General features: G+C 38.4%; 12 protein-coding genes and 1 pseudogene. 7 read left to right on the plus strand and 6 right to left on the minus strand.

Annotated features, from left to right (window positions below; translation table 11 throughout):
* Position 1: 1 nt before the first annotated feature.
* Both rsuA and EL215_RS06820 read right to left on the minus strand, forming a co-directional pair.
* Entirely contained in the window at positions 2 to 700 is a 699-nt protein-coding gene (gene rsuA, locus EL215_RS06815; protein ID WP_049357363.1) for a 16S rRNA pseudouridine(516) synthase RsuA, read from the minus strand.
* Positions 701 to 709: 9 nt separating this feature from the next.
* Positions 710 to 1,339, minus strand: coding sequence for a DUF1919 domain-containing protein (locus EL215_RS06820; RefSeq protein WP_049357365.1), 630 nt, complete (start codon positions 1,337 to 1,339; stop codon positions 710 to 712).
* Positions 1,340 to 1,539: 200 nt separating this feature from the next.
* Between EL215_RS06820 and EL215_RS06825 the strand changes: the two genes are divergently transcribed.
* Positions 1,540 to 2,814 (plus strand): malic enzyme-like NAD(P)-binding protein, encoded by a 1,275-nt coding sequence (locus EL215_RS06825; protein ID WP_126471072.1) that lies wholly within the window; start codon positions 1,540 to 1,542, stop codon positions 2,812 to 2,814.
* 146 nt (positions 2,815 to 2,960) lie between these two features.
* Positions 2,961 to 4,886 carry an LTA synthase family protein gene (locus EL215_RS06830; RefSeq protein ID WP_164757066.1) on the plus strand — a complete coding sequence of 642 codons (1,926 nt, stop codon included), beginning with the start codon at positions 2,961 to 2,963 and terminating at the stop codon, positions 4,884 to 4,886.
* Between the two features lie 68 nt (positions 4,887 to 4,954).
* Here EL215_RS06830 and ytfE read toward each other — a convergent pair whose 3' ends face one another.
* Positions 4,955 to 5,629 (minus strand): iron-sulfur cluster repair protein YtfE, encoded by a 675-nt coding sequence (ytfE, locus tag EL215_RS06835; protein WP_126471076.1) that lies wholly within the window; start codon positions 5,627 to 5,629, stop codon positions 4,955 to 4,957.
* Between the two features lie 211 nt (positions 5,630 to 5,840).
* Between ytfE and EL215_RS06840 the strand changes: the two genes are divergently transcribed.
* Positions 5,841 to 6,692 (plus strand): endonuclease/exonuclease/phosphatase family protein, encoded by an 852-nt coding sequence (locus EL215_RS06840; RefSeq protein WP_126471078.1) that lies wholly within the window; start codon positions 5,841 to 5,843, stop codon positions 6,690 to 6,692.
* A 59-nt stretch (positions 6,693 to 6,751) separates the two neighbouring features.
* Here the strand turns inward: EL215_RS06840 and EL215_RS06845 are convergent, their stop codons facing one another.
* Positions 6,752 to 8,227, minus strand: coding sequence for a leucyl aminopeptidase (locus tag EL215_RS06845; RefSeq protein WP_126471080.1), 1,476 nt, complete (start codon positions 8,225 to 8,227; stop codon positions 6,752 to 6,754).
* 104 nt (positions 8,228 to 8,331) lie between these two features.
* Between EL215_RS06845 and lptF the strand changes: the two genes are divergently transcribed.
* Positions 8,332 to 9,423, plus strand: a complete 1,092-nt coding sequence (lptF, locus tag EL215_RS06850) for an LPS export ABC transporter permease LptF (protein ID WP_049357374.1) — start codon at positions 8,332 to 8,334, stop codon at positions 9,421 to 9,423.
* Positions 9,424 to 9,434: 11 nt separating this feature from the next.
* Positions 9,435 to 10,508: an LPS export ABC transporter permease LptG gene (gene lptG, locus EL215_RS06855; RefSeq protein WP_420026302.1), complete on the plus strand. Its 1,074-nt coding sequence runs from the start codon at positions 9,435 to 9,437 to the stop codon at positions 10,506 to 10,508.
* 91 nt (positions 10,509 to 10,599) lie between these two features.
* Here the strand turns inward: lptG and fbp are convergent, their stop codons facing one another.
* The gene (fbp, locus tag EL215_RS06860; protein WP_049357539.1) at positions 10,600 to 11,604 is read right to left on the minus strand and encodes a class 1 fructose-bisphosphatase; all 1,005 of its coding nucleotides are present in this window, start codon (positions 11,602 to 11,604) and stop codon (positions 10,600 to 10,602) included.
* Positions 11,605 to 11,782: 178 nt separating this feature from the next.
* Between fbp and EL215_RS06865 the strand changes: the two are divergent.
* Together EL215_RS06865 and EL215_RS06870 are read left to right on the plus strand one after the other, a co-directional pair.
* Positions 11,783 to 11,917, plus strand: a pseudogene (locus EL215_RS06865) (patatin); the annotation flags it as partial.
* Between the two features lie 184 nt (positions 11,918 to 12,101).
* Positions 12,102 to 13,247, plus strand: a complete 1,146-nt coding sequence (locus EL215_RS06870; protein ID WP_126471082.1) for a 5-methyltetrahydropteroyltriglutamate--homocysteine S-methyltransferase — start codon at positions 12,102 to 12,104, stop codon at positions 13,245 to 13,247.
* A 139-nt stretch (positions 13,248 to 13,386) separates the two neighbouring features.
* On the opposite strand, the gene lysS is transcribed toward EL215_RS06870, so the two are convergent.
* On the minus strand, positions 13,387 to 14,895 hold the full coding sequence (lysS, locus tag EL215_RS06875; protein ID WP_126471084.1) for a lysine--tRNA ligase: 1,509 nt from the start codon (positions 14,893 to 14,895) through the stop codon (positions 13,387 to 13,389).
* Between the last annotated feature and the right edge of the window lie 25 nt (positions 14,896 to 14,920).

Raw genomic sequence — 14,920 nt, forward strand, 5'->3', positions numbered from 1 at the left:
ATTATTTCACTAAATTGTCGATTTCGTCCTGAGTAAGTGGACGAAATTCGCCTTCTTCTAAGCTTTCATCTAATTCAACGTTACCGATTCTCCAACGATGGAGTGCCACGACTTTATTACCCAGCGCGGCAAACATTCGTTTCACTTGGTGATAGCGCCCTTCAGAGATAGTCAGGTTCACGTTGTAATCATCTAACACTTCAAGTTTTGCTGGCTTAGTTGGTTCTTTTTCACCACGTAATAGAATACCTTCTTCACAAGCTGAAGCATAATGATTCTCAACCGGATCAGCTAAAGTGACTAAATAGGTTTTCTCACATTGATGTTTTGGTGAGGTAATACGATGTGACCATTGACCATCATCAGTTAATAACACGAGTCCTGTCGTATCGACATCTAGTCGCCCTGCGCTGTGTAACTTGCCAGAAAGTGGTGGTTCAAAGAATTGATAAATAGTTGGATAGTCACCGTCATCATGAGAGCAAACGTAGCCCTGAGGCTTATGCAGCATAAAATATAGACCTTCTTCCACCCAAGGCAATAATTCATCTTCAAAATAAATTTCATCTTCTTGGCTTACTTTGGTGGCACTATTTTTAATAATTTCACCGTTAATTTTAACCGCACTTTGGCGAATGGCCTTGGTAGCTTGTGAACGGGTTAAACCAGTATTCTCGGCAATAAATTTATCTAATCGCATCGTAAACTCTTATTTTTGATTGAACCAGCTGACGTAATCAAATTGGTCGTAATATTTTTCGCCATTCCAACTGGAAAAGGTAAATAAATCACCCACTTCGTTTTCATTTTCAAAGCCTTTAATATAGAAAGCGGATTTAAACTCGGGATAAGGCTTATGGGTAAAGACCACTTTGTTCGGATAAGGCAAGTTATCAAAGGCTTGTAAGTGTTCGTAATCCACACCTTTTCCTCTGTACTTATCCGTCATTATAATAAATAAATTATCAAAGTTTAAACGTTGTGAGCGAGCCTCCCATTTTTCTTTAGCTTCTTGCTCTGAACGATAGTGCATAAAGTGGATTTTGAGGTCACCTAAGATTCCAATAGGATAGTTTTTTTCTGTTTGTATAAATTGGAGCGGCAGTGATTGATAAAAACGGATATCTTGCAAATAACGAATAAAATCAAAAGGTTCTAAATAAAGATTAACAAATGGAGAATTAAAAGGCTGATTTAGATCGTGTAAAATAAAAGCGCCGACACAGTTTGCAGAAATCACCGACATGCCTCGATTGGTTAAACGTTTTTGATAGGTTTGATTAATCGCTTTCCGTTGTAATTTATTGATGGCGCTTCTAAATTTAGAAAACAAACTCATTATTTATATCCTGTATATTTTTTGCGATATAGTAACGTTTTTGCTTATGAATGTGAAGAAAAGACAAAGGTGTGGTCGATTTCATTCATATTTTTGTAATAAATTTGTAAAATTTTTGCGGTATGTCACAAAATTCTATTTAAAAGGGAGTATAATGGCGTAAATTTTATTTGTTATAAGTGAAAATGGAGTATTTTTATATGAGCGAACAATTGCGCCAAGCCGCATTAGATTTTCATGAATTCCCTATCCCAGGAAAAATTGCAGTCACCCCAACCAAATCATTAGCTACTCAACATGATTTAGCCCTTGCGTATTCTCCAGGTGTTGCTGAGCCTTGCTTAGAGATTGAAAAAGATCCCTCAGCGGCAAGCCGTTATACAGCACGTGCTAATTTAGTGGCCGTTATTTCAAATGGTACAGCCGTGTTAGGGTTAGGAAATATTGGCGCACTTGCATCAAAACCTGTTATGGAAGGGAAAGGTGTATTGTTCAAAAAATTTGCAGGTATCAATGTATTTGATATTGAAATCAATGAACATAATCCAGATAAATTAATTGATATTATCGCTTCATTAGAACCAACATTTGGTGGCATTAACCTTGAAGATATCAAAGCACCGGAGTGTTTCTATATTGAAAAAGTGTTGCGTGAACGCATGGGTATTCCAGTTTTTCATGATGACCAACATGGTACAGCCATTATCGTGGGTGCGGCTGCATTAAATGGTTTAGAAATTATTGGTAAAAATATCTCTGATGTTCGCTTAGTGGTAAATGGCGCAGGTGCTTCAGCTATTGCGTGTACTAACTTGCTTCGAGCATTAGGCTTCAAAAAAGAAAACATCACCATGTGTGACTCTAAAGGCGTGATTTTCAAAGGTCGTGGCGATAACATGGATGAAACCAAACAATTCTACGCAATTGAGGATAACGGCTGGCGTACATTAGCCGATGCAGTAAACGGTGCAGATGTATTCTTAGGATGCTCTAAAGCGGGTGCGTTAAAACCTGAAATGGTGAAAACTATGGCTGAAAATCCGTTGATCTTAGCACTGGCTAACCCAGTTCCTGAAATTACACCAGATGAAGCCAAAGCTGTTCGTCCAGATGCGATTGTTTGTACCGGTCGTTCAGACTTCCCAAACCAAGTAAATAACGTACTTTGTTTCCCATTCTTATTCCGTGGTGCTTTAGACGTAGGTGCGACAACGATTAATGAGGAAATGAAATTAGCCGCTTCTCATGCAATTGCGGGTTTGGCAAAAGAACAAGTTCCATTAGAAATTATTGCTAGTTACGGCGCATTATCATTTGGTCCTGATTATGTGATTCCAACACCATTTGATCCACGTTTATTGTTTACCGTGTCCTCTGCGGTAGCGAAAAAAGCGATGGAAACAGGTGTAGCAACACGTCCAATTACAGATTGGGTAGCTTATGAACAGCAATTAAAAGCATTAGTTGCAGCGTAATTTTACTTTATCAAAGTGCGGTCAAAAATGATGATGTTTTTAACCGCACTTTGTGTTTTTTATCTGTCTATGAAAGGAATGGCACATTAACGTGCTTTAAATTAATCAAAGAGTAGCGGATTCCCTTAGGGCTTATGAGTGTCAAAATGAAGCAAACACGTTCTCCTTTATATCCGATTTTCCTCTTCGTCATCACTAATCTGATTATTTTCACCTTGTCTCGTCTTGGACTTGCAATTTGGCAGGCAGACCGCGTTTCTGCTGTAGCGGGATGGGGGCAATTATTTTTGCAAGGCTTGCGTATGGATATCGTAGCCTTATGCTATTTATTTGGTGTGCCAGCATTATTTACGGTGTTATTCCATAATAGCCGAATTTGGAAAATGATTTTACGCATTTGGCTTACTCTCGGTAGTGTGTTCATTCTATTTATGGAACTGGCTACGCCTGCATTTATCGAAACCTATGATTTCCGTCCAAACCGACTCTTTATTGAATATTTAATTTATCCGAAAGAAGTCTTTTCAATGTTGATGGAAGGTCATTTAACTGCGGTCATTTTTAGCCTTATTTTTACCGTTACGGCTTTCTTCTGTTATTGGAAGCTCTCTGGTTATGCGGTGAAAAACTTACGCTCAATGAAATGGAAATTACGTCCTGTTCTAGCATTGCTTGTGATTGCCGTTGCTTTTTTAGGTGCGCGTTCGAGTTTCCAACACCGTGGTGTGAATCCTGCAATGGTGGCTTTCTCTTCCGATGGTTTAGTGAATTCTCTAGTGTTGAATTCAGGCTATTCAGTTCTTTATGCGGCACAGCAATTTAAAGATGAAGGTTCTTCTTCCGAGGTGTATGGCAAAATGGATACAGATGAAATGTTGCGTATTGTCAAAGCAAGCCGTGGGCGCCCTGAAAGTGATTATATTTCAGAGAAGATTCCAACCTTAACGAAAAACCAAGCCACTTACCAAGGTAAACCGAAAAATATTGTGATTATTTTGGAAGAAAGTTTTGGGGCGCAATTTGTGGGTACATTAGGCGGAAAACCACTTTCACCTGAATTTGATAAATTAGCCAAAGAAGGTTGGTTATTTGAAAATCTCTATGCTACAGGGACGCGTTCTGTTCGTGATATTGAAGCAACTACAGCGGGCTTTACACCCACTCCGGCTCGTGCGGTGGTGAAATTGAATAACAGTCAAAGTGGTTTCTTTACCATTGCAGATTTACTTGCCAAACAAGGTTACAACACGTCCTTTATTTATGGCGGTGAAAAACACTTTGATAACATGGCAAGCTTCTTCTATGGTAACGGCTTTCAAAATATTATCGATCAAAAAGATTACCAAAATCCAAAATTTACCGCGACTTGGGGCGTGAGTGATGAGGATCTATTTGATAAAGCGAATGAAACCTTTACCCAATTACACAATGAAGGAAAACCGTTTTTTAGCCTCGTGTTTAGTTCGAGTAATCACGATCCTTTCGAGTTTCCCGATGGCAAAATCGAACTTTATGAACAACCAAAAGCCACCCGTAATAACAGTGCGAAATACGCGGATTATGCGATTGGTCATTTCTTCAAGTTAGCGAAACAATCTAATTATTGGAAAGATACCGTATTCTTGGTGATTGCAGACCACGACTCCCGTGCAGCAGGGGCAAGTTTAGTGCCAATTAAGCATTTCCATATTCCAGCGTTAATTTTAGGTGATCATGTTGCACCACGCCGAGACAGTCGTTTAGTGAGTCAAATTGATATGCCGACAACCTTACTTTCTATTGCGGGCGTAAGCGGTAATTATCCCATGATTGGTTTTGATTTAACGCAAGACGCTAATCCAGATCGTGCCTTTATGCAATTTGATCAAACTCAAGCTTTAATGAAAGGCAATCATGATGTCGTTATCCAAACACCAAATAGCAAAGCAAAAGGCTATGTGTATGATAAAGAAAAAGATACATTGACTGAAAAAGAGGTGCCGGAAGAAATGAAAAAAGAAGCCTTGGCACATGCCTTACTTGGCAGCTATTTGTATAAAAATCGTTTATATAAAGGCAGTGAAGAGAAATAAAGTGCGGTCAGTTTTAAGCTAATTTAAAGGGCGAATGATTTCGCCCTTTTTCTTTATATGATTTGCTCTTAATGATTTTCAGCAATAACACGTGGGAATAAAATATTGTTTTCACGGTGAATATGCATCATTAAATCGTCTGCAAATTCTTGAATGCCGCTATAAAGTGCGCGCCATGTGTTACAAGCATCAGCAGGAGGTGTCATATTGTTTGTTAATGATTTCAATACATCTAAATGTTCGCCGTGTTCTGCGTGTTCCATTTCCATCATACGAATCGGCATTTGTGCCATCATATAATTGCCTGCTTTAATCATAGGGAAAAGCACGTGCTCTTCTTTCATCATATGGTTGCTTAAATCATCATAGACATTGCGTAATTCTGCCGCTACGCCGATAGGGCAATCATCGCGATCACCATGAACGCTTTCTACGCGATCCGCTAACACGATTAATTCTTGAAGTTGTTCACGATGGCGTTGATGGTAGCGAACTAAAATATGATCGATAATTTCAGGATAAGTTGCATTAACCCAATATTCTTCAGGGTTTTCTGCTTTACTGTTTTGTAGCGCAGTTAAACGCATTTCGATGTCTGCTAAATTGAGTCCTTTTTCTGCTGCTGCGTGAGCGAGTGTATCTGAACCACCACAGCAGAAATCTAAATCATATTCACGAAGTAGTGAAGTTGAACCGGGTACACTGATTGCAATTTCACTTAATTTTTTATCTGCAAAAGACATAATTAATTTCCTCATTAAAGATAGAATTAAAGTTGAGTGAAATACTATGGTAATGGTAAAAAAATGCAAAGCCTTTTTTAGAAAAGTATGATTTAAATCAAAGCTACGACTCAAATTTACCTTGTTATAGTTAGGAGTTGATGCGTTTAAAAAGAGAAAGTTGCATTGCTTGAATAGGCTGTTATTATTCGAGTATTGAAAGGGGATTTAGATGAAACGAATTTATCGATTTTTAGCTGTTGGATTACTATTGCTGGTTTTAGGTGGTGGCTATTTTTTTGCGAATTTAACAATTTTTGAACGTACATTTATCCAATTAAATACATCACAAAAAGTAAATTATATTCCTTTTGAAAACAGGTTAAATATGCAATGTGACAAGGCTGATAATTCAGTGTCTAAATTAGTCTCTTCACATTTTCGTTTAGTCAATTGGAATGTGCATAAAGGGCAAGATAAGGGGTGGCAAGAAGATTTAGCGCGGCTCTCTAAACAAGCTGATTTTGTGTTATTACAAGAGGCGACGCAGCATCAAAATTTAAGTACATTTTCGACCGCACTTTTTGTGTCCTCTTTTTCTTTTAAAGATCTCTTATCAGGTGTAAAAACATTCACCAAAACGCAACCAGAATGGTATTGCGGTGGTGGCGTAGCAGAACCATTAATACAAATACCTAAAGTGGCAAGTGTGATGAGTTTTTCATTAGAAAAAGACGCTAGCTTGCTACTTATTAATGTGCATTTGATTAATTTTGAATGGGGTATTTCGGCTTATCAAACTCAGTTAGAGCAGCTCTTTTCTTTTGTGGAAAATCATCAAGGCCCCATCATTATGTCTGGCGATTTTAATGCATGGAATGAGCATCGTCTGAATTTTGTCAATAATTTGATGCAAAAATATGGCTTAGATTCAGTGGCACTCTCTCAAGATGAGCGGGTTAGATTTTTAGGTTATCCACTTGATTATATTTTTACGCGAGGCGTAAAAGTGGTGAGTGCAACATCAGAAGTGGTTACTTCGTCAGATCATAATCCGTTACTAGTTGAATTCGAATTGGAATAAAGAGCGGTCAGATTTTGAGAAAATTTTAGGGCTAACGTTATGTTAGCCCTATGTGTTAATTACTTGGTTTGATTAATTAAAAATTGTGTTAATAGAGACACTGGACGACCTGTTGCGCCTTTATTTGCACCTTGAAGCCAAGCTGTCCCGGCGATATCTAAATGTGCCCAAGTGTACTTTTTCGTAAAGTTGGAGAGGAATGCGCCTGCAGTAATTGCACCGCCCCAACGACCGCCAATATTAGCTAAATCAGCAAATGGGGATTTTAATTGCTCTTGATATTCTTCACTTAATGGTAAACGCCATGCTTTATCGGTGGTTTGCTGTGCGGCTTGTAATAACTGTTCTGCTAAGGCATCATCAGTTGAAACTAAGCCACTGTTATGTTGGCCTAAAGCAACCACACAAGCGCCAGTCAGGGTCGCAACATCAATCACATATTGCGGTTCAAAGCGTTCTACATAAGTTAATGTATCACAAAGCACTAAACGGCCTTCCGCATCTGTATTTAATACTTCTACGGTTAAACCGTTCATTGTGGTGAGAATATCGCCTGGGCGATAGGCATTGCCATCAGGTAAGTTTTCACAACCCGCTAATACACCAATGACATCTAATGGCAGATTTAATTCTGCAATGGCTTTCATTGTGCCGAAAACAGAAGCCGCACCACACATATCGTATTTCATCTCATCCATTTCTGCAGCTGGTTTTAACGAAATACCGCCCGCATCAAAGGTCAATCCTTTGCCCACTAATACGATAGGTTTCGCATTTTTATCTGGGGCGTTGTTGAAATGCAAAATAGATAGGTAAGCAGGGTGTTGAGAACCACCTGATACCGCTAAATATGCATTCATACCAAGTTTTGTCATTTCTTCTTCATCAATCACATCTAAGGAAAGTGCGGTTGATGTTTTGGCTAAATTTTTAGCTTGTTCAGCTAAATAAGCCGGTGTACAAATATTAGGTGGCATATTCGCGATATTACGCGCAGCTTTTACACCATTTGCAATGGCCTGTGCTTCTGCGATGGCTTGCTGAGCTTGTGAATCATCGGTATTAAAAATGATTTCTTGAAGTGAGATAGCATCCGCTTTTTTACTCTTAAATTCATCAAATTGATAAAGATTATGTTCGATGGTTTCAACAGTAAAACGTACATTCCAAAATAGATCGCGATCTTTAATTTCCACATCCGTTAAATTATTCACCGCTTGTTGAATATTTAATTCTTTTAATGTTTGGGTAACTCGTTGGATGATTTGTTTAAATTGGCGTTCAGTCGTTTCACCTTTTTTACCACAACCTGCGACTAACACGCGTTTAGTCGTCAGATTAGGTAACGAATGAAGTAGAGTTGCTTGCCCAATTTTACCTGAAAGATCTTGGCTTTGAGCTAACTGGCTAAGGTAACCTTGTGTGATTTGATCGATTTCATTGAAACTTTTTGTCAATTCATTGTTCTCATAAATGCCGATAATAAGGCAATCGGTTGATTGAGAAAGTGCGGTTGAGTTCGCTTGATATTTCATGTTATTTCCTTATGTTGCTAATTTGCTATTTAAATCAGTCAAAATAAGGTATCATACGCCATCTAAATTAGCCAGTTTCCCGTGTTTTTAGTTAGAAAAAAAGAATGATATTAACCCGATATTTAACAAAGGAAGTTTTTAAAAGCCAGATTGCAATTTTGTTTATTTTGCTTTTAATTTTCTTCAGCCAACAACTTGTGCGCGTACTTGGTTCAGCGGCAAATGGTAAAGTACCTGCCGATCTGGTGTTCTCTTTACTCGGTTTAGGGATGCCGACAATGGCGCAATTAATGCTGCCATTATGTTTGTTTATCGCCATTTTACTGACTTTCGGTCGTCTCTACGCAGAAAGTGAAATTACCGTTATGCGTGCTTGTGGTGTGGGACAACGTATCCTTGTTCGTGTGGCGTTAATTCTTTCTTTGTTCACAGCTGGCTTGGCTGCTTACAACGCATTGTGGCTTTCTCCATGGGCGATTCAAAAACAAGTGGCAATTGTTGAAGATGCTAAAGCGAACCCAACCATGGGGGCATTGGCTTCTGGTCAATTCATGTCTACAAGCAACAATAATTTCGTCTTATTCATTGATAAGATTAACGGTAATCAAATCAGTGATGTTTATCTTTTCCAAATGAAAGCCAAAGGCCAAACTAAGCCATCAGTGGTTACGGCTGAAAAAGGTGAATTAAAAGCGTTACCGAATGGCGACCAAGTCTTGAATTTACAGAATACCTTGCGTGTAGAAGGTACATCCGTGCTTCCTGATTTTCGTATTACACATTTTGATGATTACCAAGCCTATTTAGGCCATCAAGAGACAAACTCGGAAAGTGATGAAGCCGCTGAATTATCTTTTGAGCAATTATTAAAAGATAAAAGCGCAGCCGCAAAAGCAGAGTTGCATTGGCGTATTACCTTAATTTTGGCCGTGCCTTTAATGGCGCTCATCGCCGTACCAATGAGTAAAGTGAATCCTCGCCAAGGCCGTTTTGCGAAGATCTTACCGGCACTATTGCTTTATTTAATTTACTTCTTATTACAAAGCTCATTTAAATCTTCGGGTGGCGCAGGTAAGCTTGATGCCGGTTTGTTAATGCCGTTGGTAAATATCGCCTTTTTAATTTTAGGGATTGTACTGAATAGCTGGGATAGCACTGCTATGCATAAATTCCGTCGCGTATTCAGAAAAGGGTAATAACAATGTTGATGAATACTCTTGATCGTTATATCGGTAAAAGCATTTTAGGGGCAATTTTTGCCACGCTATTTACATTGGTTGGCCTTTCGGCAATTATCAAATTTGTAGAGCAATTCCGTAGCGTAGGGAAAGGTTCTTATGATATTTGGCAAGCGGTGGCTTATACAGGCTTAACGATGCCAAAAGATGTAGAAACCTTTTTCCCAATGGCGGCCTTGTTAGGTGCCTTAATTGCTTTAGGTAATTTAGCCAGCCGTAGCGAATTAGTGGTAATGCAATCTGTGGGTTTTTCCCGTTTTAAAATTGGATTAGCTGTCATGAAAACGGCACTTCCACTGGTACTTTTTACCATGATTATTGGGGAATGGGGAATTCCACAAACTGAACAATTTGCTCGTGATATGCGTACTCGAGCACTTTCTGGTGGTTCAATGCTTTCGGTGAAAAATGGAGTATGGGCAAAAGACGGTAATAATTTCGTGTATGTTCGTCGTATTACCGATGATGCACAATTAGAAGATATTTATATTTATACCTTTGATGAACAGCGTAATCTCACGCATTTGAAGCATGCAAATCAAGCACAATATTCTGCTGAAAATAATCAATGGCAGTTACGTCAAGTGAATAATTCAGCGGTATCAAAAGAGCAAATTACCACAACAAACCGCTTAACCGAAGATTGGGCGACGAGTTTAACGCCAGATAAATTAGGCGCAGTTTCATTACGTCCAACGTCATTATCCATTTCAGGTTTATACGAATATATCGCTTTCTTAAAACAAACGGGGCAGGATTCTCGCCGTTTTGAATTAACCTATTGGCGTAAGATTTTACAACCCCTTTCTGTAGGTGTGATGATGATGCTTGCGTTATCTTTTATCTTCGGTTCATTACGCAGTGTCACTGCAGGAGCAAGAATCGTAACGGGGATTTGCTTTGGATTCTTGTTCTATGTCGTCAATGAAATTTTTGGACAAATGAGTGTGGTATTTAATGCGCCAGCTTTTTTAAGTGCACTGATGCCAAGTCTCTTGTTTATGGCGATTATTTGGTGGTTACTCGCAAGAAAACGGGATTAATTAACAAGCATTAATGAAAAAGGCGAACTGATAAAGTTCGCCTTTTTATTCTCTAAGAAAGTGCGATTAAAATTGACCGCACTTTAGGAATTTAATCTTCTTTAAATTCTCTCATCATTTCTTCTGCTTTTTTCACCATTTCTGCAGAACCGATGAAAAGTGGTACACGTTGGTGAAGTTCAGTTGGCTGAATATCTAAAATTCGATTGTAACCATCAGAGGCAATACCACCCGCTTGTTCTGCTAAGAATGCCATTGGATTGCCTTCATAAAGCAAACGAAGCTTACCATTTGGATAGTTGGTTGCACTTGGGTAAATGTAGATACCGCCTTTTAATAAGTTGCGATGGAAGTCAGCTACTAATGAGCCGATATAGCGTGAAGCATAAGGGCGGTTAGTTGCTTTATCTTCTTCTTGGCAGTATTTAATGTATTTTTTTACCCCTTGTGGGAATTTGAGATATTGTCCTTCATTGATGGAATAGATTTTGCCCTCTTTTGGCATTTGCATATTTTCATGAGAAAGGCAGAATGTACCGATAGATGGATCATAAGTGAAACCATTTACGCCATGACCAGTAGTATAGACCAACATGGTAGACGAACCATATACGATATAACCCGCAGCCACTTGTTTATTACCCGGTTGCATAAAGTCTTCTAAGGTAACAGGTGAGCCAATCGGTGAAACACGACGGTAAATAGAGAAGATTGTCCCAACCGAAACGTTCACATCAATATTGGATGAACCATCAAGTGGGTCAGTCAAAATAATATATTTTGCATTGCGAGCACGTTCAGTATCAAAAGCAATAAAGCTTTCTTCTTCCTCAGAAGCAAAACCTGCCACTTCTTCACGTGACATGAGTGCTGCATTCATGGTGTTATGGGCGAACAAGTCCAATTTCATTTGGCTTTCACCTTGCACGTTTTCGACACCAGATTGACCAAGGATATTCGTTAAACCTGCTTTATTGATATCACGATGAATGATTTTTGCTAGTAAACGAATAGAGGACAAAATACCACTAAGTTCTCCTTTTGCATTTGGGTACTCTGCTTGGCGTTCAACAATAAATTCACTTAATGTTTTCATTTTTATTCCTTTTTTATCATTATTAAGTAACAGATGCGCTGATTATACGCTATTTCATAATTTTGATTGAGATCAAAATATGAATAATGAGATCTGCATCACACTTTATTTTCAAGGCGAAGCCTTGACAATGTGTATTTATTAGAAAAGGATAGAGTTTAAAAAATTATCGGAAAGACAGATGAGAAATGATGTGCTTAATATCGGTACATTGTTATATTTGCCAGAATCGGATGTGGATAAATTGCATGAAGCGGCTAAGATTTTATTGGAACAATCAAAAGAATACCATAAGGCAGTGAAAGCATTGTGATCGTTTATAGATTTAAAATGTGGTTAAAAATGACCGCATTTTTTCTTTTTATATTTTATATCAATTCCCTTCATATAAAATTACAATAAAATTCACACCCATCTAGACGTCTAAATGTTTAATGAGGACGTTAATTTTGTTACACTCAGTCTATCTTAAAATTAATTAAATATAGGAAAGCAAAATGAGTAAACTTTTTCCAAGTGCCACTATTCGTACTTCTGCACCCTATCGTTTTGATATTGTAGGCAGTTTTTTACGTCCAGAGACTTTAAAACAGGCTCGTCATCAATGTAGTTGTGGCGATATTTCTTGTGCTGATTTAACGCAAGTTGAAGATGCTGAAATTGCTAAATTGGTTGAGCATCAAAAAACTGTCGGATTGCATGCGGTGACTGATGGTGAATTTCGTCGTACTTTTTGGCATTTAGATTTCTTAGCCGCATTAGATGGCATGAAAGAAGTGGATGCTGAAAAATTCTCCGTGCAATTTAAACACGATAATGTACGCCCGAAAACATTAAAAATTGTGGATAAGATCGGTTTTTCAGAGAGCCATCCTTTCGTTGAACATTACCGCTCATTACAAAAAATAGCAGGGGAGACTGAAGTTAAATTAACGATTCCTTCTCCGTCCATGCTACATTTAATTTGTACAGTACGAGCTACAGATTATCAGCCAATTGAACGTTATAAAGATAATAATCAGTTGTTATTAGATGATATTGCTGATGCTTATATTGATGCAATGAATATCTTCTATAAATTAGGCTGTCGTAACTTACAGTTGGATGATACAAGTTGGGGCGAATTCTGTGCGGAAGATAAACGTAAAACCTATATTGAACGTGGTTTAGATTTAGATCAAATTGCCAAAGATTATGTGTATATGTTAAATAAAATCGTGGCAGCAAAACCGGCTGATTTAGCGGTTACAATGCATATTTGTCGTGGTAATTTCCGTTCAACTTGGTTCTCTGCTGGTGGTTATGAGCCTATCGCAGAAACCTTATTTGGCCACTGTAATGTGGATGGTTTCTTCTTAGAGTATGACAGTGATCGTGCGGGAGATTTTAAACCTTTACGCTTCATTAAAAATCAACAAGTAGTGTTAGGATTAATCACCTCTAAATCGGGCGAGTTAGAAAACCGTGATGAAATTATTGCTCGTATTAAAGAAGCAGCGCAATATGTGGATATCAATCAACTTTGCTTAAGTCCACAATGTGGTTTCGCTTCAACAGAAGAGGGGAATATCCTGACTGAAGAACAACAATGGAAGAAACTCGAATTTATCCGTAGTATCGTGGAAGAAGTTTGGGGTAAATAATTTCAAATTGGAATGTAAAAGGGATAACGGTGAAAGCGGTTATCTCTTTTTTTCATGAAAGTGCGGTTAAAAATGACCGCACTTTTAAATAATAAAAAAAGGAAGTCAATAGACTTCCTTTTATGTTACTTCAATTTAATTATTTTTGACGCATTGCAGGGAATAGGATTACATCACGGATAGATGGCGCGTTAGCATAAAGCATTGCTAAGCGGTCAATACCTAAACCTTCACCCGCTGTAGGTGGTAAGCCGTGTTCAAGTGCAACTACGAAGTCATCATCCTTAAACATTGCTTCATCGTCACCCGCTTCTTTCGCTGCGACTTGCGCATCAAAACGTTCATTTTGGTCTTCGGCATCGTTTAATTCTGAGAAGCCGTTACCAATTTCACGACCACCGATGAACAATTCAAAACGGTCTGTTACTTCTGGATTTTCATCGTTACGACGTGCAAGTGGTGAAATTTCTGCTGGATGCGCCATTAAGAAGGTTGGTTGAATTAAGTGATGTTCAGCCACTTCTTCAAAGATCGCATTTACGATAGAGCCTAAGCCCCAAGATTTTTGTACTTCAATACCTAAGCGTTCAGCGGTTGCTTTTGCACGATCGAAATCATAAAGATCTTCTTTTACGATACCTTTATCTGCACCATATTTAATGGTTGCATCATGTAATGTTATACGCTCAAATGGTTTGCCGAAGTCAAATTCTAAATCACCGTATTTCACAATGGTTGTACCAAGAATATCAATGGCGAGTTTGCGTAATAATTCTTCGGTGTTATCCATTAAATCATGATAATCTGCATAAGCTTGGTAGTATTCAAGCATGGTGAATTCTGGATTGTGACGGACAGAAACTCCTTCATTACGGAAGTTTCGGTTTAATTCGAAGACACGCTCAAAACCACCAACCACTAAACGTTTTAAGTAAAGTTCTGGCGCAATACGAAGATACATATCAACATCTAATGCGTTGTGGTGTGTGATAAATGGACGAGCAGATGCGCCACCTGGAATCACTTGTAGCATAGGCGTTTCAACTTCCATGAAACCTTTAGAAATAAAGAATTCACGAATACCGGCAACCACTTTTGAACGAATAATAAATGTACGGCGAGATTCTTCATTAGAAATTAAATCTAAGTAACGCTGACGATAACGCGCTTCCATGTCGGTTAAACCATGGAATTTGTTTGGTAACGGACGAAGTGCTTTGGTTAAAAGTTGTACTTCAGTTGTTTTAACGGTTAATTCATTGGTTTTGGTTTTGAAAAGTGTTCCTTTCACGCCAATAATATCACCTAAATCCCAGCTACCTACATCTTCTGCATAAACGCCTTCAGGAAGATTATCACGAGCAACATATAATTGAATTTTGCCACTCATATCTTGTAAGGTAATAAAGGTGGCTTTACCCATTGCGCGACGAGTCATAATACGACCGGCAACAGCTACTTCAATGGCTTTTTCTTTTAATACTTCGCCCTCTTCGGCTTCGTACTTATCATGTAAATCTTGGGCAAGGGCGTTACGACGGAATTGGTTTGGAAACGCATTACCTTTTGCGCGTAATGCGGCTAATTTTTCACGGCGAACGAGCATTTCGCCATGGAGATCTAATTCTTTTACTTCTTGCTCTGACATATCCTTTACCTCGTTAGTTTTTACT

The sequence above is a fragment of the Haemophilus parainfluenzae genome, assembly GCF_900638025.1.
GTDB classification, from domain to species: Bacteria; Pseudomonadota; Gammaproteobacteria; order Enterobacterales; family Pasteurellaceae; genus Haemophilus_D; species Haemophilus_D parainfluenzae_J.

What these genes read in the sequence shown, in the direction of transcription:
- lysS (WP_126471084.1), bottom strand. Translation starts at nt 14,895, where the DNA reads ATGTCAGAGCAAGAAGTAAAAGAATTAGATCTCCATGGCGAAATGCTC.
- lptG (WP_420026302.1), top strand. Translation starts at nt 9,435, where the DNA reads ATGAATACTCTTGATCGTTATATCGGTAAAAGCATTTTAGGGGCAATT.
- rsuA (WP_049357363.1), bottom strand. Translation starts at nt 700, where the DNA reads ATGCGATTAGATAAATTTATTGCCGAGAATACTGGTTTAACCCGTTCA.
- EL215_RS06870 (WP_126471082.1), top strand. Translation starts at nt 12,102, where the DNA reads ATGAGTAAACTTTTTCCAAGTGCCACTATTCGTACTTCTGCACCCTAT.
- EL215_RS06820 (WP_049357365.1), bottom strand. Translation starts at nt 1,339, where the DNA reads ATGAGTTTGTTTTCTAAATTTAGAAGCGCCATCAATAAATTACAACGG.
- EL215_RS06825 (WP_126471072.1), top strand. Translation starts at nt 1,540, where the DNA reads ATGAGCGAACAATTGCGCCAAGCCGCATTAGATTTTCATGAATTCCCT.
- EL215_RS06845 (WP_126471080.1), bottom strand. Translation starts at nt 8,227, where the DNA reads ATGAAATATCAAGCGAACTCAACCGCACTTTCTCAATCAACCGATTGC.
- EL215_RS06830 (WP_164757066.1), top strand. Translation starts at nt 2,961, where the DNA reads ATGAAGCAAACACGTTCTCCTTTATATCCGATTTTCCTCTTCGTCATC.
- EL215_RS06840 (WP_126471078.1), top strand. Translation starts at nt 5,841, where the DNA reads ATGAAACGAATTTATCGATTTTTAGCTGTTGGATTACTATTGCTGGTT.
- ytfE (WP_126471076.1), bottom strand. Translation starts at nt 5,629, where the DNA reads ATGTCTTTTGCAGATAAAAAATTAAGTGAAATTGCAATCAGTGTACCC.
- fbp (WP_049357539.1), bottom strand. Translation starts at nt 11,604, where the DNA reads ATGAAAACATTAAGTGAATTTATTGTTGAACGCCAAGCAGAGTACCCA.
- lptF (WP_049357374.1), top strand. Translation starts at nt 8,332, where the DNA reads ATGATATTAACCCGATATTTAACAAAGGAAGTTTTTAAAAGCCAGATT.